Source organism: Shewanella sp. BJSY2023SW001 (assembly GCF_047314685.1).
Lineage (GTDB): Bacteria > Pseudomonadota > Gammaproteobacteria > Enterobacterales > Shewanellaceae > Shewanella > Shewanella indica.
Genome location: NZ_JBKORF010000051.1, coordinates 20,286 through 40,742 on the forward strand (window position 1 = coordinate 20,286; position 20,457 = coordinate 40,742).

The following is a 20,457-nucleotide window of genomic DNA, read 5'->3' on the forward strand; positions in this document are numbered from 1 at the left end:
CCTCACTTGCATCCGGCGATAGCTTCCTTGGCATACTGACGACTTTGGCCGTCCAATGCCAGAATATCCGCTATGGAATTTAAAGGCGATTGCGGCACACGGGCCAAACAGGCTTCATTGACCCGGGCGATATCGGTAAAGCCAATTTCCCCTTTAAGGAAGCTGGCAACGGCCATTTCATTGGCCGCGTTGATCACTGTGGTCGCCTCCTGCCCCGAAGCACTGGCAGTCATTGCCAACTCAAGGCATGGATAACGGGCAAAATCCGGCTCACAGAAGCTCAATTGTCCGACTTTGAAAAAGTCCAAAGGTTCAACCCCTGAAACAATTCTCTCCGGATAGGCCATACAATGAGCAATCGGAGTACGCATATCCGGATTACCGAGCTGCGCCAGCACGCTACCATCCTGATACTGCACCATGGAGTGAATCACACTCTGGGGGTGGATAACCACCTTAAGCTGCTCGGCACTGGCGTTGAAGAGCCAGCGCGCCTCTACATACTCAAGCCCTTTATTCATCATAGTCGCCGAATCGACAGAAATTTTAGGCCCCATAGACCAGTTGGGATGCTTGATAGCCTGGGCCGGTGTCACACTCGCCAAACTGGCAAGATCGGCGCTCAAAAATGGCCCACCAGAGCCGGTGAGCAGAATCGATGAAATGCCTGCGCCTTGAAGGTTGCAATAACCCAGCTGTTGCTGCACAGCTTCCGGCAGGCATTGGAAAATAGCGTTGTGCTCGCTGTCTACCGGCAGCAGAGTCGCGCCCGACTGGCGGGTGGCTTCCATAAACAAGCGCCCGGACATCACCAGCGCCTCTTTATTGGCCAGCAGCACCCGCTTACCGGCCTTGACTGCCGCCAGCGTTGGCAACATGCCGGCGGCGCCGACTATGGCCGCCATCACGGTATCGACCCGGCTGTGAGCCACCAGCTCAAGTAGTTCTGACTCGCCGCTGCTCACGCGGGTAGCAGATGTGGCCCCCAAACGCTCGGCCAATAGCTTGGCAGCATTGGGGTCAACCATATGGGCAACTTCAGGTCGGTGGATCGTACACAACTCGGCCATCTTGTCGACATTGGTATTGGCCACCAACGCATAAACCTGATATGCCGCCGGGTTATGTTGGATCACACTGAGGGTACTGGCACCAATAGAACCAGTCGCTCCTAAAATCACCATGTTTTGCATAGCACTACATCCAGAATGCAATATAGATAAGGGTAAATACAGGCAAGGCTGCGGTCAGGCTATCGATGCGATCCAGCACACCGCCGTGACCGGGCAATATAGTGCCCGAGTCTTTGATTTTGGCGGCGCGCTTGAACATACTCTCGGACAGATCGCCGAGCGCCGAGGCCAAAGCGGTAAATAGGGTCACGGCTATCAGCAGTCCAAGCTCCTGCTCTGGAGAGAAATAGCAAACACCGGCCACCACCACCATGGTGGTCAACAGGCCACCAAGTAAACCTTCCAGAGTCTTGGCCGGGCTGACGTTGGGCATAAGTTTAATCCGCCCCAGCGCCTTACCGGCAAAGTAGGCGCCCGAATCAGCGGCCCATACGGTCAGCATCACCAAGAACACCAGGATACCGCCAAAATAAGGGTCAGCAGGACTGCTGAGCGCCTTGAGCGCGATCAGGGAAGCGAAACAAGGAAGCAAAGTCAACTGACCAAACATAGACTTGAGCATGGGACTGCCCTGCCAGAGTTTGGCACTGCGGGGATAGGAGATCACCAGCACCAAAGAGAATAGCCACCAGCAGGCGCCGATAAGAATGATGGCCAGCATGATGGGGTGTAACTGACCTCTGGACCAGACGGCATCGGTCGGTACCAGGAGGTTAATCGCCACCAATACTATCGCCAGGGTAGCGGTAAAACTCCATTGAGTGACCTCACAACGGCTGTCGATAATACGGCCCCACTCTTTCGCCGCAATCAGAAATACCGCCACCAAGGCCCATGAAAAATAACTCGCCGGGAGCAAAAAAATGGCCCCCATAACCAGTGGGATTAACCAAATTGCTGTTATTATTCGTTGTTTTAGCAAAAAATGTCCCTCGTAAGATGTTATTCGCTGCGTATTTCTTCTATCTGACTTCCGGTCAGACCGAAACGACGCTGGCGGCTGGCAAAAGTCGCCACAGCCTGGCGAAATGCCTGCTCATCAAAATCCGGCCAAAGGGTGTCGGTAAAGACCAACTCGGCATAAGCCGCCTGCCAGAGAATAAAATTACTGATGCGGTAATCCCCGCCCGTACGGATCATTAAATCAACTTCATGTTGATTTTGCATGCACAAATGCGCTGCCAGGGCCTCTTCACTGAACTGACTGCTGGTCATTTCACCGGATTCGACTTTTTCTGCCAGTTTGCGGGCGGCCTGCATTATGTCCCAGCGGCCACCATAATTAGCGGCGACATTGAGGGTCAGCTCTGAGTTGGCAGCGGTTTTCTCTTCGGCGGCACGGATCTGTTTTTGCAGTCTCTCGGAAAAACGACTGGTATCCCCAATAATATTCAACCGGACACCATTTTGGTGCAGCAGCTTGATTTCCCGACGCAGCACGGTAAAAAACAGCTCCATCAACAGGCTGACTTCCTGATCCGGACGACGCCAGTTCTCACTGGAAAACGCGAACAGGGTCAATGAACGTACCCCGAGCTGCCTTGCTGTACTCACGGCCCGGCGCACGGCTTTGACTCCGGCCTTATGCCCAAAAACCCTGGCTTTACCCTGGGCCTGAGCCCAACGGCCGTTACCATCCATAATGATAGCCACATGCTGCGGGATAGACTGTTTTACCAGCTCTGAAAGCTGCTCAGGTAAGCACTCTGAAGTCTGGCAGTCACCTGTGCTGGTTGGAGTCGTAGGATCGGCTTCCATATTGGATGACATCTGAATAAACAACCCTTATAAATAGACAAACGCCGCGTAGTATACCCCTACACGGCGCATCAACTCTAGTTTAGCGAGTCAATATCAGACTTCCATCAATTCCGCTTCTTTCGCGGCCAACAGTTCGTCTATCTTCTTGATATGTACGTCAGTTATCTTTTGTACTTCATCTTCGCTGCGGCGTACATCGTCCTCGGTACACTCTTTGTCCTTCTCCAGGTTCTTCACCGCAGAGTTGGCATCACGACGAACGTTACGCACGGCGATACGACCGTTTTCAGCCTCGGCACGCACCACTTTAACCAGATCACGTCGGCGCTCTTCGGTCAGAGCCGGCAGAGGGATACGGATAGTGGCACCGGCAGACATAGGGTTCAGGCCCAAATCTGAGCTCATGATCGCCTTTTCTACAGCCTGAATCATGCTACGGTCGAACACGTTAACCGCCAGAGTGCGGCTGTCTTCAACTGAAATATTACCCACCTGCTTGAGCGGGGTCATGGTGCCGTAGTAAGACACCTGGATAGAATCCAGCAGTGCGGGGTGAGCACGGCCGGTACGCACCTTGGCCATTTGTGCCTTGGTGGCTTCCACACACTTGTCCATACGAACCTGTGCATCTTCTTTAATCGCATCAATCACGTTAAATGTCCTTTTTGCAATCAGTCGGTTATTTCGTTTTGATCAGCGTGCCTTCGGCTTCTTCACCCATGATAACCCGGCGCAGCGCACCTGGCTTATTCATATTGAAGACCAATATAGGCATGTCGTGGTCACGGGCCATGGTGAAAGCAGCCAGATCCATGACTTTCAATTCTTTATCCAGAACTTCATTGTAACTCAGTTCATCGTATTTGACGGCTTCAGGGTTCTTCATAGGATCATCTGAATATACGCCATCAACTTTAGTGCCTTTTAGCACGACTTCTGCTTCAATTTCAATCCCTCTCAGGCAAGCAGCAGAGTCTGTGGTACAGAATGGGTTACCGGTACCGGCAGCAAAAATCACCACGCGCCCGGACTTGAGCAAGCTGATAGCTTCGGCCCAATTGTATCTATCGCACACGCCATTGAGCGGAATAGCAGACATCAGACGGGCATTAACATAGGCACGGTGCAGCGCATCACGCATTGCCAGACCATTCATCACTGTCGCCAGCATACCCATGTGATCGCCCACCACGCGGTTCATACCGGCCTTGGCCAGCCCTTCACCACGGAACAGGTTTCCGCCACCGATGACCACGCCAACCTGAATGCCGAGCTCAACCAGCTCCTTAATCTCCTGGGCCATACGATCCAGTACCTTGGGATCGATACCGAAGCCTTCTTCGCCCATCAGGGCTTCGCCACTCAGTTTCAGCAGAATACGTCGAAATGCAGGTTTTGGGTTGGTGCTCATCTTTTTCTGTCCTGGTCATAACAAGACCGCAGCGGCTGCTGCGGTCTTGGGAGGGTTAAGAATTGGCGATTAAGCCTTCTTGGAAGCAGCGATTTGGGCAGCTACTTCAGAAGCAAAATCTTCTTCTTTCTTCTCGATACCTTCACCCACTTCCAAGCGGATGAAGTTAGTCACAGTGGCGCCTTTCTCTTTCAGAACTTCGCCAACAGTTTTCTTTGGCTCCATGATGAATGGTTGACCAGTCAGAGAAACCTCACCGGTGAACTTCTTCATGCGGCCGGCAACCATCTTCTCAGCGATTTCCTGAGGCTTGCCTTCGTTCATAGCGATTTCAACTTGAACGGAACGCTCTTTCTCAACCACTTCAGCTGGAACGTCTTCTGGGTTAACGTACTCAGGCTTAGAGGCAGCAACGTGCATTGCAATGTGCTTCAGCGTTTCTTCATCGGCTTCACCGGTAACAACAACACCGATGCGATCGCCGTGACGATAGAAAGCCATCTTGTCACCGTCGATGTACTCAACGCGACGAACATTGATGTTTTCACCGATTTTGGCAACCAGGGCAACACGTGCTTCTTCGAACTGGGCTTTCAGATCTTCAACAGTCACTTTGGCAGCAGCGGCAGCGTCCAGAACTTCGTTGGCGAAAGCCAGGAAGTTAGAGTCTTTTGCTACGAAGTCAGTCTGGCAGTTAACTTCAACCAGAGCAGTGTAACCAGCACCGTTTTTGATCAGGATAGTACCTTCGGCAGCGATGTTACCGGCTTTCTTGGCCGCTTTAGCCGCGCCGCTCTTACGCATGTTATCGATTGCAGCTTCGATATCACCGTTAGTTTCGGTCAGGGCTTTTTTACAATCCATCATGCCTGCGCCAGTACGGTCGCGCAGTTCTTTAACCAGGGCAGCAGTAATTGCCATTGTTAAATCCTCAATTGATAATTCGACAAATTTAACCTATTGATAAGTAGGTATAAAACAGGGGCCATATGGCCCCTGTTAACCAATCATATCTCTTGGTTAATAAGGGTGATGTACTAGCATCGCACCTTATTATTCAGCTTCGATGAAACCGTCTTCTTCAGCTTGAACAGCCAGGTCCTGACCACGGCCAGCTTTGGCAGCAGCAGCTACAGACTCAGCATACAAACGGATTGCACGCATAGCGTCGTCGTTACCAGGAATGATGTAGTCAACGCCATCTGGAGCAGAGTTGGTATCTACTACGGCAACAACTGGGATACCCAGGTTGTTGGCTTCTTTGATAGCGATGTGTTCATGGTCGGCACCGATAACGAAAATGGCGTCTGGCAGACCGCCCATGTTCTTGATACCACCCAGAGACTTCTCAAGCTTTTCCAGCTCACGGGTACGCATCAGCGCTTCTTTCTTGGTCAGCTTGTCGAAAGTACCGTCAACAGACTGGGTTTCCAGATCTTTCAGGCGCTTGATTGACTGACGAACGGTTTTCCAGTTGGTCAGCATACCGCCGAGCCAGCGCTTGTCCACGTAGAACTGCTCGCAAGATACGGCAGCTTCTTTGATGGCTTCACTGGCAGCGCGCTTGGTGCCTACGAACAGGATTTTACCTTTCTTGGAAGCAATGTTGCTGATGAAAGCCAGAGCTTCATTGAACATTGGCACAGTGTGCTCGAGGTTGATGATGTGTACACCGTTGCGAGCACCGAAGATGAAAGGCTTCATCTTAGGGTTCCAGTAACGGGTTTGGTGACCGAAGTGTACACCGGCCTGGAGCATATCGCGCATTGAAACTGTAGTCATTTTCTATACCTTAATTTAAGGGGTTAGACCTCCACGCATCCCATGTCTTCGACCCTTTGGTCAAGCCGCGGGCACCCCGAAGAATGTGTCGATACGTGTGTGATTTAGTATTTGAGTTAAATGCCATGTATAATGGCCGCCATCTTTACTCTTACCTGCCGACAAAATGGGTTCCCCCATCAAAGGCAGCCGACTTGAAGCTAATTCGAACTCATAGAGTCGTCAACTCAAAGTCACTTAGAGTCAAACATAACGGCGCGCTTTATACCATAAATCGCCGGCAAACACAAACTTTTTACCGCTCTCATGTCGGCCTTAAACTCAGTTCAAAGCCGCGTCAGTAGCGTTATTTTACCGTTTCACAAACAAGGTGAATTGGCCTTGGCCAAGGCACTCGTTATTAAGAGAAAGCCCCATGAGTATAGTCATCAAGACAGCAGAAGAAATTGAGAAAATGCGCGCCGCCGGCAAGCTGGCCGCCAATGTGTTGGAAATGATAGCCCCACACGTCAAGGTCGGGGTCAGTACCAACGAACTCAACGATATCTGCGCCAAGTACACCGAAGAACAGGGCGCCATCTCCGCGCCGCTCAATTACCACGGTTTTCCCAAGTCCATCTGCACCTCTATCAATGAGGTGATCTGCCACGGTATTCCCAGTGATCGCGTGCTCAAGGACGGCGATATCCTTAACATTGATATCACAGTTATCAAGGACGGTTATCACGGCGACACTTCCAAAATGTTCCTGATCGGTGATGTCAGCCCGAAAGATCGCCGCCTGTGCCGTATCGCCCAGGAGAGCCTCTACGCCGCCATCCGTAAAGTTCGCCCCGGCATGCAGCTGGGCGAGATTGGTACCACAGTTGAGAAGTTTATCAAGGCCAGCAAGTCAGGCCTGGACAAATATTCAATCGTGCAGGATTACTGCGGTCACGGTATCGGCGCCGGCTTCCATGAAGAGCCACAAGTGGTGCACTACAGAAACAACGACAAGACCATACTACGCCCTGGCATGTGCTTTACCATTGAGCCGATGATCAACGCCGGTCGCCACACTTCTGTACTGAATAAGGATGACGGCTGGACTGTCACCACCTCAGATGGTAAAAATTCAGCTCAGTGGGAACATACTCTGTTAATCACCGAAACCGGCGTAGAAGTTCTGACGCTGCGCGCCGAGGAAGATTTCCCGAGGATCATCAATCACGCCAAATAAGGCGTCACCCAAGGAATAGAATGAGCACAGCGCTGGCAGCCAAAACGGCACTTTGTGAGCAGAATCAAGCCCTGTTTGACAGGTTTACCTCGCGAGAAAAGATAGTCGAACTGGTTACCAGCCGCTGTCGCTTTGTCGATAAGCAGCTGATTGAACAATGGCAGGCCGAAGGCTTGGATGCTTATCCCATCGCTCTTATCGCCGTCGGCGGCTATGGCCGCGGTGAGCTGCATCCCTACTCGGACATAGATCTGCTGTTTCTGGTGGATGACAACCTGGACCCAGCAGCCGAGAGCAGGCTCAGTGCTTATATCGCCTTTCTCTGGGACGCTGGTCTTGAAATCGGTCACAGTGTCAGAACCTTGAAAGAAACCCTGCAACAGGGTCGACAAGACATCACCATAGCCACCAACCTATTGGAAGCCAGACTGCTTACCGGCCCGGAAATCCTGTTTGATACTCTCTACGACGCGATTCGCGAGCACCAATTCTGGCCCTCAAACGCGTTTTTCAATGCCAAGCGAGATGAACAACGTGCCCGCCATGCCAGGGCCAACGCCTTCGATCTTGAGCCCAATATCAAGACCTGCCCCGGTGGCCTGAGGGATATTCAGACCATAGCCTGGGTCGCTATGCGCCACTTCGATGCCGCCAGACTTGAAGAACTGGTCGGACACGGCTTTTTGGAGCAGGTAGAACTCGAAGAGCTGCTTGAGTGTCAGCACTTCCTCTGGGAGCTGAGATTTGCCCTGCACCTGGCATCGGGCCGTGACGAAAACCGTTTGCTGTTTGACTTGCAGCGTCAGGTAGCCGGCCTCATGGGTTACGAAGACGCTACCCAACTGGCGGTCGAGCAGATGATGAAGCACTATTACCGCACAGTGCGGCGGGTGATGGAGCTCAACGAGATGCTGCTGCAACTGTTCAAACGCGCCACCCTGGGACACACTCAGGCGCTGGAAATCCAGCCTATAGATGAACACTATCAGCGCCGCGGTCGCTTTATCGAGGCGCTGGACTTGGCGCTGTTTGACGATCCGGAAGAGATCGTCAGGCTGTTTTTGCATGTGGCCCGCAATTCCAACATTCAGGGAATTTACGCGCCAACCCTGAGGGCGCTGAGAAGAGCCAGACGCGCCCAGCCGCAACCTCTGATGGCCCGGGAGGGCTGCCGTAGAGTATTTATGGAAATTCTCCGTCATGCTCGCGGTATTGCCGCCCTGTCGCTAATGCACAAACACGGAGTGATGTCGGCTTATTTACCTGCCTGGCGCGCCATTGAAGGCCAGATGCAGTTTGACCTCTTCCACGCCTACACGGTAGATGAACACACCCACAGGCTGCTGCTCAATATCGACAAATTTGCCCAGGCAGAACAGAAAGAGGAATTCCCACTCGGCTCTGTGCTGATCAATCAATTGCCAAAAAAGGGGCTGCTGGTATTGGCGGCCATTTTCCACGACATCGCCAAAGGCCGCGGCGGCGATCACAGTAAGCTCGGCGCAGTCGATGCGCTGGAATTTTGCAAACTGCACGGTCTCAACGACCACGACGGCCGCTTGGTCAGCTGGTTGGTAGAAAATCATCTGTTGATGTCGATTGTCGCCCAGCGGCGGGATATTTCCGATCCGGAAGTGGTCGCCGACTTTGCCGATAAAGTTCGCGATGCGGTGCACCTGAGTTACCTCTACTGCCTGACGGTAGCCGATATCTGTGCCACCAATGAAAAAACCTGGAACAACTGGAAGGGCTCCCTGCTCAGGGATCTCTATTTTGCCACTCAGAGAGTGCTTGCCCGCGGTAAAGAAAAGCCGGTGGATATTCGTGCCCGGGTACGGGAGCATCAAGCTAAAGCCAAGAAAGAGTTGCTGCGGCGCGGCTTCAAGGAAAAAGCGCTGGATCTGTTGTGGCAGAGATTCAAGGCCGATTACTTTTTGCGTCATCAACCCAATCAAATCGCCTGGCACGCTGAGGCCATTCTAAAGCACAAGCAGGATGAACCGCTGGTAATGGTATCCAAACACACCACCCGTGGCGGCACAGAGCTGTTTGTCTACTGCCAGGACAAACCCAAGCTGTTTGCCACTGTGATGGCGGTGCTGGACAACAAGAATATCAATGTTCATGATGCCAACATCATGACATCCAAGGACAATTACGCTTTGGATACCTTTGTGATCCTCGAGCAGGACGGCAAGGCGGTAAGTCAGTTATCGCGGATACAAAGTATCCGCAAGGCCCTTGGCAAAGCGCTCAGTGGCGAACAACCCAAGATCCCGCGCTTTCGCAAGTTGTCGCGCAAGATGAAACCTTTTAAAGTTCCGACTCAGGTCAGTTTTCTGCCTACCCGCCGCCATGGTACAAGTATGATGGAGCTGATAGCCTTGGATAGCCCAGGTCTGCTGGCCAAGATAGGTGAAACCTTCTATCGCTGTGATGTCACCCTGCTGGCGGCCAAGATCACCACGATAGGCGAGCGCGCCGAGGACTTTTTTATTCTACAAACCAATCAGGGACTGGCACTGGATGAAGCCCAGCAACACAGGCTGAAAGAGTCACTGATCAGTGCCCTGTCCCAATTCGGGACCCCAACAACCTAAGTAAACGGGAGAAACCAATGGAGGCTTTACGCCAACGTATTGAGGCGGCTTTTGAAGCTCGCGCACAGATAAGCCCAACCACAGTTGACGCCGAGCTGCGTGCCGACGTGGAACGAGTGATTGACATGCTGGACAGAGGCGAGGCCCGAGTGGCCGAGAAACTGGACGGCCAATGGCATGTGCACCAATGGCTCAAGAAAGCCGTTTTGCTGTCTTTCCGCATCTTCGACAATGGCGTAATCGATGGGGCCGAAACCAAGTATTTCGACAAGGTACCACAGAAGTTTGCCGACTATGATGAAGCGCGTTTTCGCGCCGAAGCCATACGTGTTGTGCCACCGGCTGCGGTGCGCAAAGGCTCTTTCATCGGTAAAAACACTGTGCTTATGCCCTCCTACGTTAACCTGGGCGCCTATGTGGATGAAGGCACCATGGTCGACACCTGGGCCACGGTTGGCTCCTGCGCGCAAATTGGTAAAAACGTGCATCTCTCCGGCGGTGTCGGCATCGGTGGCGTACTCGAGCCACTGCAGGCCGGCCCGACCATTATTGAAGACAATTGCTTTATCGGTGCCCGCTCTGAAATCGTTGAAGGAGTCGTGGTCGAGGAAGGCTCAGTGATCTCCATGGGGGTCTATATCGGCCAGAGCACCCGCATCTATGACCGCGAAACCGGCGAAATTCACTATGGCCGGGTTCCAGCAGGTTCTGTGGTGGTGTCAGGCACTCTGCCCTCCAGCTGCGGCAAGTACAATCTTTATGCCGCCATCATAGTCAAGAAGGTAGACGAGAAGACCCGCGGAAAAGTGGGTATCAACGAACTGCTGCGGATGGTCGACTGACCCTTGCCCTCGGGAACTGACCTAGAGCAATAAACACTTTATTAGGTCAGTATCCCCATCTATGTGTCTGTCTGCTCTGCCCATAAGGGCACAGGCAGACACATTTACTTACCAAGAGACAAACTTCCACACCTTGGGACACACCCTGCCCAAACAGCAACAACTGCTGACAGAAAGCCTCTATTCAATCGCTGGCAAATGCCGCTGCTGCGACTGTACTTAAATGGTACTTGAAGCATCCCGAAAAGGAGCAAGCCATGAACCTTTGCCAACGTACCCGCACCGGCGCAGTATTACTGGCTGTCGCCGGCCTGAGCTTCGGCTCTCTCAGTGCCCAGGCCGTAATGGATCCTTATATTGAGCAGGCGTTGATCCAGGTCTGTAAATCCAGTGCCAGCAACAGCATGATAGAGTTTTCCACCACCTTGCGTGAGTACCGGATCAATGAACAGCGAGTATTCCCTCGACTGGTGTGCAATGGTGAGTCACTGCATCAATTTGCCATGAGTCATGGCGCCGATCGCACAGCCAAAAAGATTGGCCGCTTCCTGCCCGGCAAAGTGACCATTTCCGATATGGCCATGATCCCAGAGGAGGAAAAACTCTACGTGAGTTTCCGCTGAACTCACTGAGCCCAAAACACTCGGATTAAAATACCAAGGTTTTGTTGCCGTACACCACGACCTGTTCATTGAGTACCAGCGCCAGAGCCCGGCTGAGAACACTTTTTTCCACATCTCGGCCGGCTTTGGCCATATCTGCCGCGCTGTAACTGTGATCCACAGGGATAACATCCTGCTTAATGATGGGCCCCTCATCCAAACAGTTATTCACAAAGTGCGCCGTGGCCCCAATAATTTTCACCCCGCGCTCCCACGCCTGACGATAGGGATTGGCGCCAATAAAGGCCGGCAGAAAGGAGTGATGAATATTGATGATCTTATTGGGATACTGCTCGACAAACTCAGGGGTAAGCACCCGCATATATTTGGCCAGTACCAGGTATTCAGGCTGATAGCCGGCGATAATATCCAACATGGCACGCTCGTGGGCGTTGCGATCCAGCCCCTGATGGCTGACATGATGAAAAGGCACCTCAAACTTGGCCGCCAGCGGTGCCAGCGTATCGTAGTTGGCCACTATGGCGGCTATTTCCACATCGAGGGCACCATAGTAGGTTTTCATCAAGAGATCACCAAGGCAATGGGCCTCCTTGGTCGCCAACACCACTATGCGCTTGCGTCCGGCATCCACCAGTTTCATATGGTTTTGCTTGGGCAGAACTTCAGCCAATTCTTCTAACAGCTTAGCTTCATCGAACTCACCTTCAAGCTCGGTACGCATGAAAAAGCGCCCCTGCTGATTATCGACAAACTCGTTGTTTTTGATGATATTCAGTCTGTGCTGAAAGCATACCCCAGTAACTCTGGCGATAAGCCCATATTCATCGGCACAATCAATCATCAGTATTTTGCGTGGCATATCGGCTCCGATTACAGCATTAAAGTTTGAATATGCCACAGTCTCGCCACTGGCGCGCTTAAAATTTATTCATCAAAAGCAGCTCGTTATCTCCGGCTTGTCTGGCGGCTGTCCAGATACTTTTGCAAAAGCCCTCTCAAGGTCTCGGCCTTGGTGCCAAACACCACCTGAACGCCCTGCCCCACCACTATTACGCCCTTGGCTCCCAATCCCAACAAGCGTGACTTGTCCACCAGCTCAGGACGTTCAACACTCAGGCGCAACCGGGTCATACAGGCGCTGAGGTTGCGGATATTGGCGGCGCCGCCGAGCGCGCCTATCATGGCCAGCAGATTGCCGCCCGAAGTGGTTTCCGGCTCCAGCCGCCCCGGCGTCTTAAGATTGAATGCCATGATGGAAGCCCGGAAAATCAGGTAATAGATGACTGCGGTCAAGGGGCCCAGGATCAGAAACCAACCGGCGTTGGCGGATTGATGCCACAAAAGGGCAAAATCCAGCAAACCGTTGGAAAACACCAGCCCATAGTGAATGTCGAGCCAGATACAGACTGCATAAGCCAGCCCGGTCAGCAGTGCATGCACCAGATACAGCAAAGGCGCCACAAACAGGAAAGCAAACTCAATCGGCTCAGTTACCCCGGTGAGCCAACTGGTGGCCGCCGCCGACAGCATAATGCCGGCCAGCCGATTGCGTTCACTCTTGTCGGCACAGCGCCAAATCGCCAGGGCCGCCGCTGGCAGGCCCCACATTTTGATGAGATAGCCACCGGCCAGGTTGCCGGCCTGGGGATCGCCGGCGAGGTAGCGCGCCACTTCGCCTCTGAGCCATTGACCATCCTGATAATACTGCCCAAGCTCGAGATAGAAAGGCGCATTCCAGATATGGTGCAGTCCAAGCGGCAGCAAGAGGCGTTCCACTGTGCCATAGATGGCAAAGGCCAGCTGTGGCTTTTGATACACGGCCCAGTTGGAGAACACCTCAATATAGTGCGCCAAAGGTGGCCAGATAAGCGCCAGCAAATAGGCCAGCAACACCGCCAACGGCAGCATCAACAATGGCGCGCTGCGGCGTCCCTCAAAGAAGGAAAAGATAGCCGGCAAACGTAAATGACGACTCATGGCCATCGCCAAACAGGTCATTACCCCAAGCAACATGCCACCGGCTATACCTGTATCTATGGTTTCCACTCCGAGCCAAACCGAGGTGTGCACGGGGTTTTGCGAGGCCAGCAGCGATAAGCTTGAGTTGAATACCCCATAACCGAACGCAGCACTGAAGGCGGCAATCCCCTGATCACGGCAAAAGCCTATGGCAATCGCGATGGCAAACAACAACGGCATCATAGTGAAGATGAGATCGCCAGTAGTGGCAAACAGCTCATTGAGCGAAGGAGACAAAATACCTGTCGGCGTGCTGGCCAGGCCTTTCATCACTCCGGCAGCAGGCAGGATAGCTATGGGGACAAGCAGCGCCTGACTCAGGCGCTGAGCAAACTTAAACCAATGTTGTGAAAAGCCTTTCAGGCGCCCGGTTCTGTTTTCAGCAGGGGTAGCCAGTTGTTGAGCCATGCTTGAGCCTCGACCTCGGGTTCCATGGTTTCGCAGGCATCAATCTCCAAACGTTCACCGATACGTTTGGCGCCAAGCTCCGCAAACAGTTCATCCAATTGTTTACCTGCGCCGCAGAAGGTCTCATAACTCGAGTCTCCCAGGGCAATAACTCCGTACCTGAGCTCAGGCAAGTAGGGGGCCGTGTCTTTCAGTTCCAAAAACCAGGGCAAAATATCATCCGGAAGATCCCCTTGCCCGGTAGTGGAAGAAACCAGCAACAGATACTCATCGGCCGCCGGTATATATCCTTTAAGCTCATGACTTTGCCAAAGTTTAGCTTCCAAGCCATGAGTCTGGAGCTGCTTCTGGAGCGTCTCGGCAACAAACTGGGCATTACCATAGACAGTTCCAAACACCAGGTTCACTTTTTTCATGTTATACTCTGCACCTCGGAGTCAATACTCATTGTTCTCCACCATACTGTATCGTCTGCTTATGCTGCAAGCATAAGCATCAACAGACACCCAGCCGACACGCCATTGGCGATAAGGAAACGCAGCGATGCGACAGAGCAGCAGACAGAAACTTCAGAAGCAACATCAAAGGGCAACTCATGTTCGCCGTATGTGTTACTTTAGAGCCGCTCAACAAGACCAACACCATGCCCACTATCCACTCGACGCTTACCGTCCCTTGCTTGACATGATGCACCAGCGCACCAATAAAGACGAAACCTAAGGAAAGTGCGAACAAGTCCCATGTGTGCTCTGCGTCGGCTTACGGGCCTGGATGCAAGGCGTGGTTCGCAGCAAATGGCCCTAGTCCTTTGCAAGAAGCACAACATAGCAGGCAGGTCTGTAAGCCACGCCCTTCGGGGCTTTCACAGCAACCGGCTCTCTGCGTTATCCGACTTCGACAGGCCCCGGCATGCCTTCAGCCAGATGCCTTGAACGCCAATTGCTGTGCAAGCCAGAGTGCCACGAGGACTTATTCGCACCTTCCCTAAGCCAGCAGCAAACCGCTGTCTGACTCAAGCAGGGACTCATCCCAGCCCAGGCCATCGAACACTTGCTGCCATTCAGCCTCCGGCTCTGTCACTATAGTGACGGGGTCACCTGTCTTTGGGTGAGTGAAGCTCAAGCTCTGAGCCAGCAACCATAAACGGTTGAGGCCGAAGTGTTCGCGAAAGAAACGGTTTTGTTTGCCATCGCCGTGGGTGGTGTCACCTATGATGGGGTGACGCAGATGAGCCATATGCCTTCTGAGCTGATGCTTACGTCCGGTCAACGGCGAGAGGCGCATCAAGGCAAAACGACTGCTGGGGTACCGCCCTGACGGGAAAGGGATCTCGGCATTGAGCAGCGGCGCATATTGAGTAATGGCATCCTGGGCTTCCTTGTTGCGGTCGGCATTTTTATCGGCCACGGCATCCAATTCCTCTTTGAGTGGATAGTCCAGCGTACCGGCTTGGTGCATATTACCGCGCACCAGGGCCAGATACTCCTTGCGCGTCTCGCGCCCGGCAAACTGCTGACACAGAAGAGCAGCAACTTCACTGCTTTTGGCAAACAACAAGACGCCCGAAGTAGGCCTATCCAACCTGTGCACCGGAAACACATGGCAACCCACCAGATCCCGAGTCAGCTGCATGGCGAAAAAACGCTCTTTTCGCGCCAGATAGGTTCTGTGCACCAGTAATCCCGCCGGTTTATGAATGGCAACCAGGTGTTCATCTTCATAGAGGATACGGATCTCGGGGCACTCTTCATCCACTGGTGTCAAAGATTGCTCCGAAATCTCGGCTTGAAGCTGGGTCTCATCTTGCTTGTTTGGTAAGGAGTTCATCCAAGGTTCTCAACAAAGTGATCAAATTACGATATGTGGGCGCTTCACCCCATACATGCTCGGCCATAGGCGCAGTTGCTATAGCTGATGGCAGCGGCATTTGTGCTTCTATCAGCGCGCGCATTTTCGGCAACAGAATAAACTGCAACCAGGCTTCAAACGCCATACTGTCACAGGCAAAGGGCGCCTGGCTGGCCATGGCAGTCGCGCCAGGAACCGTTGCGCTCCACATTCCCTGCGCTTTCAATTCGACCTCTATGGCCAACAGGAGTTTTTCAGTCGCCAGAAAAGGCATCTGTTACCTCGTAGATCCAAAACAATAAATTGGCGTCAATCATACCATCGGGCCAAGCTTATCCCTATAATGCACCGCATTTGTTGTACAAGAGTCAAACGAGCATGGACAGTATCACTACCCTCAGCGAACTTCTCACCGCCGCCAACACCCAGTATCAGGTCTATGATCTCGGCCGCAGGGTGCAGCACATAGATCCCATGGCTTTTCATCAAATAGAAGCCCTTCAAAGCCCTTACCCCTTTCCCATACAAGGGCATGCCCAGTTTGCCCTGGTGTTCTGGGATGGCAGCAATCAGCAATATATCTGGTTCCTGAAATTACCCTTGGATGAGCGCGGACTCCTGGTCCCAGCTGCGCGTAGCCAGTTTATTCAAATGCTGCTTGAAGCCATGGGGGAAAACCTGACCCGTGAACTGAGCGAAGCCCAGCAGCAACAGATGGCCAATCATCCCTTCAGTTTCAAGCCATCGCAGGAAAAATTGGCCCTGTTCAACGCCTTGGTGCGTAAACAATTGGGACAAGCCGCTTCTGTACAGTATGAATATGCCTGCCAATACCTGAGCGGCAAGGTGGCAGCCGAAAACTGGCAACATCTGGGACTGCAAGGGCTGGCGGATATCTGTGCCAGGGTCAATGAACTGGACCACTCAGCCCTGTTGCAACAAGGATTGAACAAAGGCGCCGCCGAGGTACAGATTGCCCTTTGCCAGCAATTGGAACATATATTGCTGCCTGAGCCGCTTGCCGAAACGCTCTTCCAGGCATTCAAAGAAGCGGCCCCCGAACATAAGGTTTACTTCCTTCGCGCCTTGGCGTCTCACCCCGAACTCTGCCAACAGGCGATAACTGAGCTGAACAAGCAACAAGCGCTAAATATTGATGCCTTGGTTGCCATCGCCGCCCGCTGCTGGCTTAGTCTGAAACAGGATGGATGCCGCAAAATTTATCTCGAGGCTTTGGCTTTACAGGAGCAAAGCTTCTTTAATCAAATCTTTGCTGATATTGTGGCCATACCCGGGATACGTACCCAGGTATTGAGCGAACTTCGCAATCCTCACCGCAGTGACCGCCTATCCGGCGCCATTGGCGGTCTGTTCAGGGCGACCACAGAATGATGACAGATTTTCTACTGATCGCAGCGCTGGTTATGATTGCTGCGTTTTTCTGGCAGCTGCGACAAATGGCCGAACTCAGCCGGGTATTTGCCGAAAGGGAATGCCAGCGACAAAAGGTGCAGATGCTTGCCATCGCCATGGAGTCGGCGCGTCCCAGCATAGGTGGCCGGAATGGTCTGTGCTGGAAGGCACGCTTTATGTTTGAGTTCAGTACCGATGGCATCAACCAATATCGCGGCCATATTCTGATGCACGGCAAACAGATCCAGAAAATCGAATGGCCCATCTTTCCCGAACCCGAATGGCATGAAGCGCCAACGGCCAGGGGCAGTGTCGGTGGCGGTTGTGGCTCAGGAGGGGGGTGCAATTCGGGCAGGTGTCGATGAGGCCTTCTCTACCCATGAAAGCTAGTTAGGGTTGTTCTGCCATTAAAATTCAGAGTATGGAGCGACTGAGTTTATCTATTCTCAAAGCCCCGAAATAAGAAAGGGCGCGACAATTAAGCCGCGCCCATCTGTTTCTCTGTTAAGCCTTCCAGCTATTAAGTTGCTTCCCTGCACCATCCATGCGTCTGCCGTGCGTCCTGCGCTCCCTGTACCATCCTGGTGAGTCCCTGTACTTGCGTACCTGTTCCCTTAGTCCCGATTATCCCTTGATCGGGCCTTGCTCTGTCCTTAAGCGTGTCCTGTATCGTCCTTGTGCATCCTTTCAATACATCCTGTTTCGTCTTCCTGACGCTGACCATATTCCTTGGGTCAGTAGCTTTCCCTGTTTGCCATCATCCTGATAAGCATCTTCCTTGAGTTATCCCTGGACCGTGTTCCTCACGGTTGAGGCCTTCCTGACCTTGTTCCCTGAATCATCCTTGTCCTTGGATGATTTAAATACTAATACAATCCCGGCCCAGGAGTTGTACATAAACCGCCCAATAACTCTTGTAACTTTTTTGCAGCAATCAAAACAAGGTTGGTAAGCAATTAATTTTAAATGGTTTAATTATTTTTTAGTGACAAAACCCACTATTTAACTCTTGTTTGTCTCACAACCTTGTGAGATATCTCGCACACCAACCCCGGCTTTAATGGAAAACGATGTGTAGTGAAAAACATATCGCCTATAAACCTGCAACAGAATCACCCAAACATCAATAATCTCAATAGAAGATAATAGTGTCACCCTAAAATACATTAACACTTTTCTATAAAAGCCTCTTGCCAGGAGCTTATGCCCATATGCGATATTTAGGGTTTACATTTCCAAGATGAAAGCTGAGCAGTGATTACTGCGGGGGGAAATTTCTAATAGAAACCTTCGTCTGGCATAGCTGAATGTCCACCTTCTGCTATGGAGGTGATTTACGGCTGAAAACAAAAACCCGCCATATAGGCGGGTCTCTGTGCGAACACTTGCGTCTTTATATAGCGGCTTATTTAGTAGCCAGCTTCTCACGGATACGTGCAGACTTACCTGAACGCTCACGCAGATAGTACAGCTTGGCACGACGAACGCGACCACGACGCTTAACTTCGATGCTGGAAATCATTGGGCTGTGCGTTTGGAAAGCACGCTCAACACCTTCACCATTAGAGATCTTACGTACGGTAAATGCGGAGTGCAGACCGCGGTTACGCTTAGCGATAACCACGCCTTCAAAGGCCTGCAGACGCTCTTTGTCACCTTCTTTAACACGAACCTGAACGACTACGGTATCACCGGCACCGAAATCAGGTACGTCTTTTTTCATTTGCTCATCGTTGAGCATTTTAATGATGTTGTTCATAACTTACTCCGTTCTAGAATTAACTGAGCTGCGACTAGGCTGAGTCCATTGCGTCAACGAACTGCGCTAATAGAGTCGTCTGTTCGTCAGTCAGAGCTAGATTTTCAAATAATTCTGGCCGTCGCTGCAGTGTTCTTATCAAACTCTGCTGTAGACGCCAGCGTCTAATTTGTTCGTGGTTGCCGCTGAGCAACACCGCCGGAACATCCAGTCCATCAAGACATTCAGGCCGGGTATAGTGAGGACAATCCAATAATCCGTCAGAGAAGGAATCCTGCTCTGCCGAGGCCTGTTTGCCCAGCACGCCGGGAACCAGTCTCGAAACCGAATCTATCAGGGTCATTGCCGGCAATTCACCGCCCGAGAGCACGTAATCACCAACCGACCACTCCTCATCCACTTCCGTCTGAATGATGCGCTCATCGATACCTTCGTAGCGACCGCACACCAGGATCAGCTTGGATGATAGTGCCAACTCAGACACGCCTTGCTGAGTCAGCTTGCGTCCCTGAGGTGACAGATATATCACCTTGGCTCCCTCACCTGCCGCAGCCTTGGCTGCATGAATGGCATCGCGAAGGGGCTGAACCATCATCAACATTCCGGGACCACCACCATAAGGTCTGTCGTCCACAGTGTTGTGTCTATCATGGGTGAAATCCCTGGGATTCCACGTCTGTACTTCCAGCAGGCCATTCTTCACGGCCCGACCCGTCACGCCAAAGTCTGTTACTGCTCGAAACATCTCCGGGAACAGGGTGATGACCCCTAACCACATAAGCTGTTTCCTCGACTCAGAAGTCCGGATCCCAATCCACTAAAATCTGTTTTGCCGAAACGTTCACCTCTTTGATGAACTGTTCGGTGACAAAGGGGATCATACGTTCCGCTTTGCCAAAGCTATCTTTGGCGTTGGCCTTCACCAGCAAGACGTCGTTGGATCCTGTTTCCACGATCTGATCGACCTTGCCCATGTTGTAGCCCTTGGTGTTGATCACTTCGCAGCCGATAAGATCGCGCCAGTAGAATTCATCTTCCGGCAGGTCTTTCATCTGCTCAGGCAGTATGCCGATCTCACAGTTAGTGAGCATCTGCGCCCGCTCCCGCGTCTCTACCCCTTCAAGTGCGGCAACAACCGCCTTGCCCTGATAGCGCCACTGGGTGACCTTCACTTCACGCCATTCGCCCTGCTCTTTAATGAGCCAAGGTGAATAGTCAAAAATACCTTCAACAGAATCGGTATAGGCGGTGATTTTCAGCCAACCTTTAATGCCATAGCTGGAACCAAGTTTGCCCAACACGATTGGCTGTGGGTTACTGCTCATCAATCTATACCTTAAACGCTATTAAGCAGCTGCTTTACGAGCGTCTTTGATCAGTTTTGCTACGCGTTCTGTAGTTGCAGCACCGTTTGAAACCCAGTGCTCAACACGGTCCAGATCCAGGCGCAGAGTTTCTTCCTGACCTTTGGCCAGAGGGTTGAAGAAACCTACACGCTCGATGAAACGACCGTCACGGGCATTGCGGCTATCAGCAACAACGATGTTGTAAAATGGACGCTTTTTCGCGCCACCACGAGCTAAACGAATGGTAACCATGCGTTCTTTATCCTCTAATGATTTGCTTTTCAGCAAAAATA

At 52.2% G+C, this 20,457-nt stretch carries 23 protein-coding genes; 7 read left to right on the plus strand and 16 right to left on the minus strand.

All coding sequences use genetic code 11. The features are described from left to right. Positions 1 to 2 precede the first annotated feature (2 nt). The 7 genes from ispC to rpsB all read right to left on the minus strand — a co-directional run bounded on the left by ispC (position 3) and on the right by rpsB (position 6,087). On the minus strand, positions 3 to 1,193 hold the full coding sequence (gene ispC / locus ACMHXH_RS11540; RefSeq protein WP_039034778.1) for a 1-deoxy-D-xylulose-5-phosphate reductoisomerase: 1,191 nt from the start codon (positions 1,191 to 1,193) through the stop codon (positions 3 to 5). Positions 1,194 to 1,197: 4 nt separating this feature from the next. Further along, on the minus strand, positions 1,198 to 2,055 hold the full coding sequence (locus ACMHXH_RS11545; RefSeq protein ID WP_039034777.1) for a phosphatidate cytidylyltransferase: 858 nt from the start codon (positions 2,053 to 2,055) through the stop codon (positions 1,198 to 1,200). A 20-nt stretch (positions 2,056 to 2,075) separates the two neighbouring features. Continuing rightward, positions 2,076 to 2,903, minus strand: coding sequence for a polyprenyl diphosphate synthase (gene uppS / locus ACMHXH_RS11550; protein ID WP_039034776.1), 828 nt, complete (start codon positions 2,901 to 2,903; stop codon positions 2,076 to 2,078). An 84-nt stretch (positions 2,904 to 2,987) separates the two neighbouring features. After that, positions 2,988 to 3,545 (minus strand): ribosome recycling factor, encoded by a 558-nt coding sequence (frr, locus tag ACMHXH_RS11555; RefSeq protein WP_039034775.1) that lies wholly within the window; start codon positions 3,543 to 3,545, stop codon positions 2,988 to 2,990. Between the two features lie 28 nt (positions 3,546 to 3,573). Then, positions 3,574 to 4,305: a UMP kinase gene (pyrH, locus tag ACMHXH_RS11560; protein WP_039034774.1), complete on the minus strand. Its 732-nt coding sequence runs from the start codon at positions 4,303 to 4,305 to the stop codon at positions 3,574 to 3,576. Between the two features lie 69 nt (positions 4,306 to 4,374). Beyond that, positions 4,375 to 5,226, minus strand: a complete 852-nt coding sequence (gene tsf / locus ACMHXH_RS11565) for a translation elongation factor Ts (protein WP_028779851.1) — start codon at positions 5,224 to 5,226, stop codon at positions 4,375 to 4,377. Between the two features lie 132 nt (positions 5,227 to 5,358). After that, the gene (gene rpsB / locus ACMHXH_RS11570; protein WP_025010979.1) at positions 5,359 to 6,087 is read right to left on the minus strand and encodes a 30S ribosomal protein S2; all 729 of its coding nucleotides are present in this window, start codon (positions 6,085 to 6,087) and stop codon (positions 5,359 to 5,361) included. 415 nt (positions 6,088 to 6,502) lie between these two features. Here rpsB and map point away from each other — a divergent pair, with 415 nt between their 5' ends. The 4 genes from map to ACMHXH_RS11590 all read left to right on the plus strand — a co-directional run bounded on the left by map (position 6,503) and on the right by ACMHXH_RS11590 (position 11,371). Then, positions 6,503 to 7,306 (plus strand): type I methionyl aminopeptidase, encoded by an 804-nt coding sequence (map, locus tag ACMHXH_RS11575; protein WP_039034773.1) that lies wholly within the window; start codon positions 6,503 to 6,505, stop codon positions 7,304 to 7,306. A gap of 20 nt (positions 7,307 to 7,326) precedes the next feature. Then, complete coding sequence (gene glnD, locus ACMHXH_RS11580; protein ID WP_039034772.1) at positions 7,327 to 9,906, plus strand: bifunctional uridylyltransferase/uridylyl-removing protein GlnD; 2,580 nt, start codon at positions 7,327 to 7,329, stop codon at positions 9,904 to 9,906. A 17-nt stretch (positions 9,907 to 9,923) separates the two neighbouring features. Beyond that, a complete protein-coding gene (dapD, locus tag ACMHXH_RS11585; RefSeq protein WP_028779848.1) occupies positions 9,924 to 10,748 on the plus strand; it encodes a 2,3,4,5-tetrahydropyridine-2,6-dicarboxylate N-succinyltransferase in 825 nt (274 codons plus the stop codon). 257 nt (positions 10,749 to 11,005) lie between these two features. Further along, complete coding sequence (locus ACMHXH_RS11590) at positions 11,006 to 11,371, plus strand: DUF3718 domain-containing protein (protein ID WP_101096139.1); 366 nt, start codon at positions 11,006 to 11,008, stop codon at positions 11,369 to 11,371. 25 nt (positions 11,372 to 11,396) lie between these two features. Here the strand turns inward: ACMHXH_RS11590 and purU are convergent, their stop codons facing one another. The 3 genes from purU to ACMHXH_RS11605 form a co-directional block, all read right to left on the minus strand. Then, positions 11,397 to 12,230 (minus strand): formyltetrahydrofolate deformylase, encoded by an 834-nt coding sequence (purU, locus tag ACMHXH_RS11595; protein WP_335911917.1) that lies wholly within the window; start codon positions 12,228 to 12,230, stop codon positions 11,397 to 11,399. An 86-nt stretch (positions 12,231 to 12,316) separates the two neighbouring features. Then, positions 12,317 to 13,798 carry a PTS transporter subunit EIIC gene (locus tag ACMHXH_RS11600; protein ID WP_335911919.1) on the minus strand — a complete coding sequence of 494 codons (1,482 nt, stop codon included), beginning with the start codon at positions 13,796 to 13,798 and terminating at the stop codon, positions 12,317 to 12,319. Then, a complete protein-coding gene (locus ACMHXH_RS11605; RefSeq protein WP_039034799.1) occupies positions 13,750 to 14,214 on the minus strand; it encodes a flavodoxin in 465 nt (154 codons plus the stop codon). Before ACMHXH_RS11605 ends, ACMHXH_RS11600 begins: the two co-directional genes overlap by 49 nt. 127 nt (positions 14,215 to 14,341) lie before the next feature. Here ACMHXH_RS11605 and ACMHXH_RS11610 point away from each other — a divergent pair, with 127 nt between their 5' ends. Beyond that, positions 14,342 to 14,518 carry a hypothetical protein gene (locus ACMHXH_RS11610; RefSeq protein WP_099049524.1) on the plus strand — a complete coding sequence of 59 codons (177 nt, stop codon included), beginning with the start codon at positions 14,342 to 14,344 and terminating at the stop codon, positions 14,516 to 14,518. Positions 14,519 to 14,782: 264 nt separating this feature from the next. Here the strand turns inward: ACMHXH_RS11610 and truC are convergent, their stop codons facing one another. Next, positions 14,783 to 15,625 carry a tRNA pseudouridine(65) synthase TruC gene (gene truC / locus ACMHXH_RS11615; RefSeq protein ID WP_162207047.1) on the minus strand — a complete coding sequence of 281 codons (843 nt, stop codon included), beginning with the start codon at positions 15,623 to 15,625 and terminating at the stop codon, positions 14,783 to 14,785. Next, entirely contained in the window at positions 15,597 to 15,920 is a 324-nt protein-coding gene (locus ACMHXH_RS11620) for a YqcC family protein (RefSeq protein ID WP_411911915.1), read from the minus strand. The genes truC and ACMHXH_RS11620 overlap by 29 nt, the downstream gene beginning before the upstream one ends. A 104-nt stretch (positions 15,921 to 16,024) precedes the next feature. Between ACMHXH_RS11620 and ACMHXH_RS11625 the strand changes: the two genes are divergently transcribed. After that, positions 16,025 to 17,038 carry a DUF3549 family protein gene (locus tag ACMHXH_RS11625; protein WP_071477054.1) on the plus strand — a complete coding sequence of 338 codons (1,014 nt, stop codon included), beginning with the start codon at positions 16,025 to 16,027 and terminating at the stop codon, positions 17,036 to 17,038. Then, positions 17,035 to 17,424 carry a DUF3301 domain-containing protein gene (locus ACMHXH_RS11630; protein ID WP_039034764.1) on the plus strand — a complete coding sequence of 130 codons (390 nt, stop codon included), beginning with the start codon at positions 17,035 to 17,037 and terminating at the stop codon, positions 17,422 to 17,424. The genes ACMHXH_RS11625 and ACMHXH_RS11630 overlap by 4 nt, the downstream gene beginning before the upstream one ends. Positions 17,425 to 18,464: 1,040 nt before the next feature. On the opposite strand, the gene rplS is transcribed toward ACMHXH_RS11630, so the two are convergent. From rplS to rpsP, 4 genes are read right to left on the minus strand one after another with little or no spacing between them, the layout of a single operon-like run. After that, entirely contained in the window at positions 18,465 to 18,818 is a 354-nt protein-coding gene (gene rplS / locus ACMHXH_RS11635; protein ID WP_039034762.1) for a 50S ribosomal protein L19, read from the minus strand. Positions 18,819 to 18,852: 34 nt separating this feature from the next. Then, positions 18,853 to 19,596: a tRNA (guanosine(37)-N1)-methyltransferase TrmD gene (gene trmD, locus ACMHXH_RS11640; RefSeq protein ID WP_039034761.1), complete on the minus strand. Its 744-nt coding sequence runs from the start codon at positions 19,594 to 19,596 to the stop codon at positions 18,853 to 18,855. Positions 19,597 to 19,612: 16 nt separating this feature from the next. Beyond that, entirely contained in the window at positions 19,613 to 20,143 is a 531-nt protein-coding gene (rimM, locus tag ACMHXH_RS11645; RefSeq protein WP_025010565.1) for a ribosome maturation factor RimM, read from the minus strand. A gap of 21 nt (positions 20,144 to 20,164) precedes the next feature. Next, positions 20,165 to 20,416 carry a 30S ribosomal protein S16 gene (rpsP, locus tag ACMHXH_RS11650; RefSeq protein WP_025010564.1) on the minus strand — a complete coding sequence of 84 codons (252 nt, stop codon included), beginning with the start codon at positions 20,414 to 20,416 and terminating at the stop codon, positions 20,165 to 20,167. Positions 20,417 to 20,457 lie beyond the last annotated feature (41 nt).

What these genes read in the sequence shown, in the direction of transcription:
- ispC (WP_039034778.1), bottom strand. Translation starts at nt 1,193, where the DNA reads ATGCAAAACATGGTGATTTTAGGAGCGACTGGTTCTATTGGTGCCAGT.
- uppS (WP_039034776.1), bottom strand. Translation starts at nt 2,903, where the DNA reads ATGTCATCCAATATGGAAGCCGATCCTACGACTCCAACCAGCACAGGT.
- pyrH (WP_039034774.1), bottom strand. Translation starts at nt 4,305, where the DNA reads ATGAGCACCAACCCAAAACCTGCATTTCGACGTATTCTGCTGAAACTG.
- tsf (WP_028779851.1), bottom strand. Translation starts at nt 5,226, where the DNA reads ATGGCAATTACTGCTGCCCTGGTTAAAGAACTGCGCGACCGTACTGGC.
- rpsB (WP_025010979.1), bottom strand. Translation starts at nt 6,087, where the DNA reads ATGACTACAGTTTCAATGCGCGATATGCTCCAGGCCGGTGTACACTTC.
- map (WP_039034773.1), top strand. Translation starts at nt 6,503, where the DNA reads ATGAGTATAGTCATCAAGACAGCAGAAGAAATTGAGAAAATGCGCGCC.
- glnD (WP_039034772.1), top strand. Translation starts at nt 7,327, where the DNA reads ATGAGCACAGCGCTGGCAGCCAAAACGGCACTTTGTGAGCAGAATCAA.
- dapD (WP_028779848.1), top strand. Translation starts at nt 9,924, where the DNA reads ATGGAGGCTTTACGCCAACGTATTGAGGCGGCTTTTGAAGCTCGCGCA.
- ACMHXH_RS11590 (WP_101096139.1), top strand. Translation starts at nt 11,006, where the DNA reads ATGAACCTTTGCCAACGTACCCGCACCGGCGCAGTATTACTGGCTGTC.
- purU (WP_335911917.1), bottom strand. Translation starts at nt 12,230, where the DNA reads ATGCCACGCAAAATACTGATGATTGATTGTGCCGATGAATATGGGCTT.
- ACMHXH_RS11600 (WP_335911919.1), bottom strand. Translation starts at nt 13,798, where the DNA reads ATGGCTCAACAACTGGCTACCCCTGCTGAAAACAGAACCGGGCGCCTG.
- ACMHXH_RS11605 (WP_039034799.1), bottom strand. Translation starts at nt 14,214, where the DNA reads ATGAAAAAAGTGAACCTGGTGTTTGGAACTGTCTATGGTAATGCCCAG.
- ACMHXH_RS11610 (WP_099049524.1), top strand. Translation starts at nt 14,342, where the DNA reads ATGCGACAGAGCAGCAGACAGAAACTTCAGAAGCAACATCAAAGGGCA.
- truC (WP_162207047.1), bottom strand. Translation starts at nt 15,625, where the DNA reads ATGAACTCCTTACCAAACAAGCAAGATGAGACCCAGCTTCAAGCCGAG.
- ACMHXH_RS11620 (WP_411911915.1), bottom strand. Translation starts at nt 15,920, where the DNA reads ATGCCTTTTCTGGCGACTGAAAAACTCCTGTTGGCCATAGAGGTCGAA.
- ACMHXH_RS11625 (WP_071477054.1), top strand. Translation starts at nt 16,025, where the DNA reads ATGGACAGTATCACTACCCTCAGCGAACTTCTCACCGCCGCCAACACC.
- ACMHXH_RS11630 (WP_039034764.1), top strand. Translation starts at nt 17,035, where the DNA reads ATGATGACAGATTTTCTACTGATCGCAGCGCTGGTTATGATTGCTGCG.
- rplS (WP_039034762.1), bottom strand. Translation starts at nt 18,818, where the DNA reads ATGAACAACATCATTAAAATGCTCAACGATGAGCAAATGAAAAAAGAC.
- trmD (WP_039034761.1), bottom strand. Translation starts at nt 19,596, where the DNA reads ATGTGGTTAGGGGTCATCACCCTGTTCCCGGAGATGTTTCGAGCAGTA.
- rimM (WP_025010565.1), bottom strand. Translation starts at nt 20,143, where the DNA reads ATGAGCAGTAACCCACAGCCAATCGTGTTGGGCAAACTTGGTTCCAGC.
- rpsP (WP_025010564.1), bottom strand. Translation starts at nt 20,416, where the DNA reads ATGGTTACCATTCGTTTAGCTCGTGGTGGCGCGAAAAAGCGTCCATTT.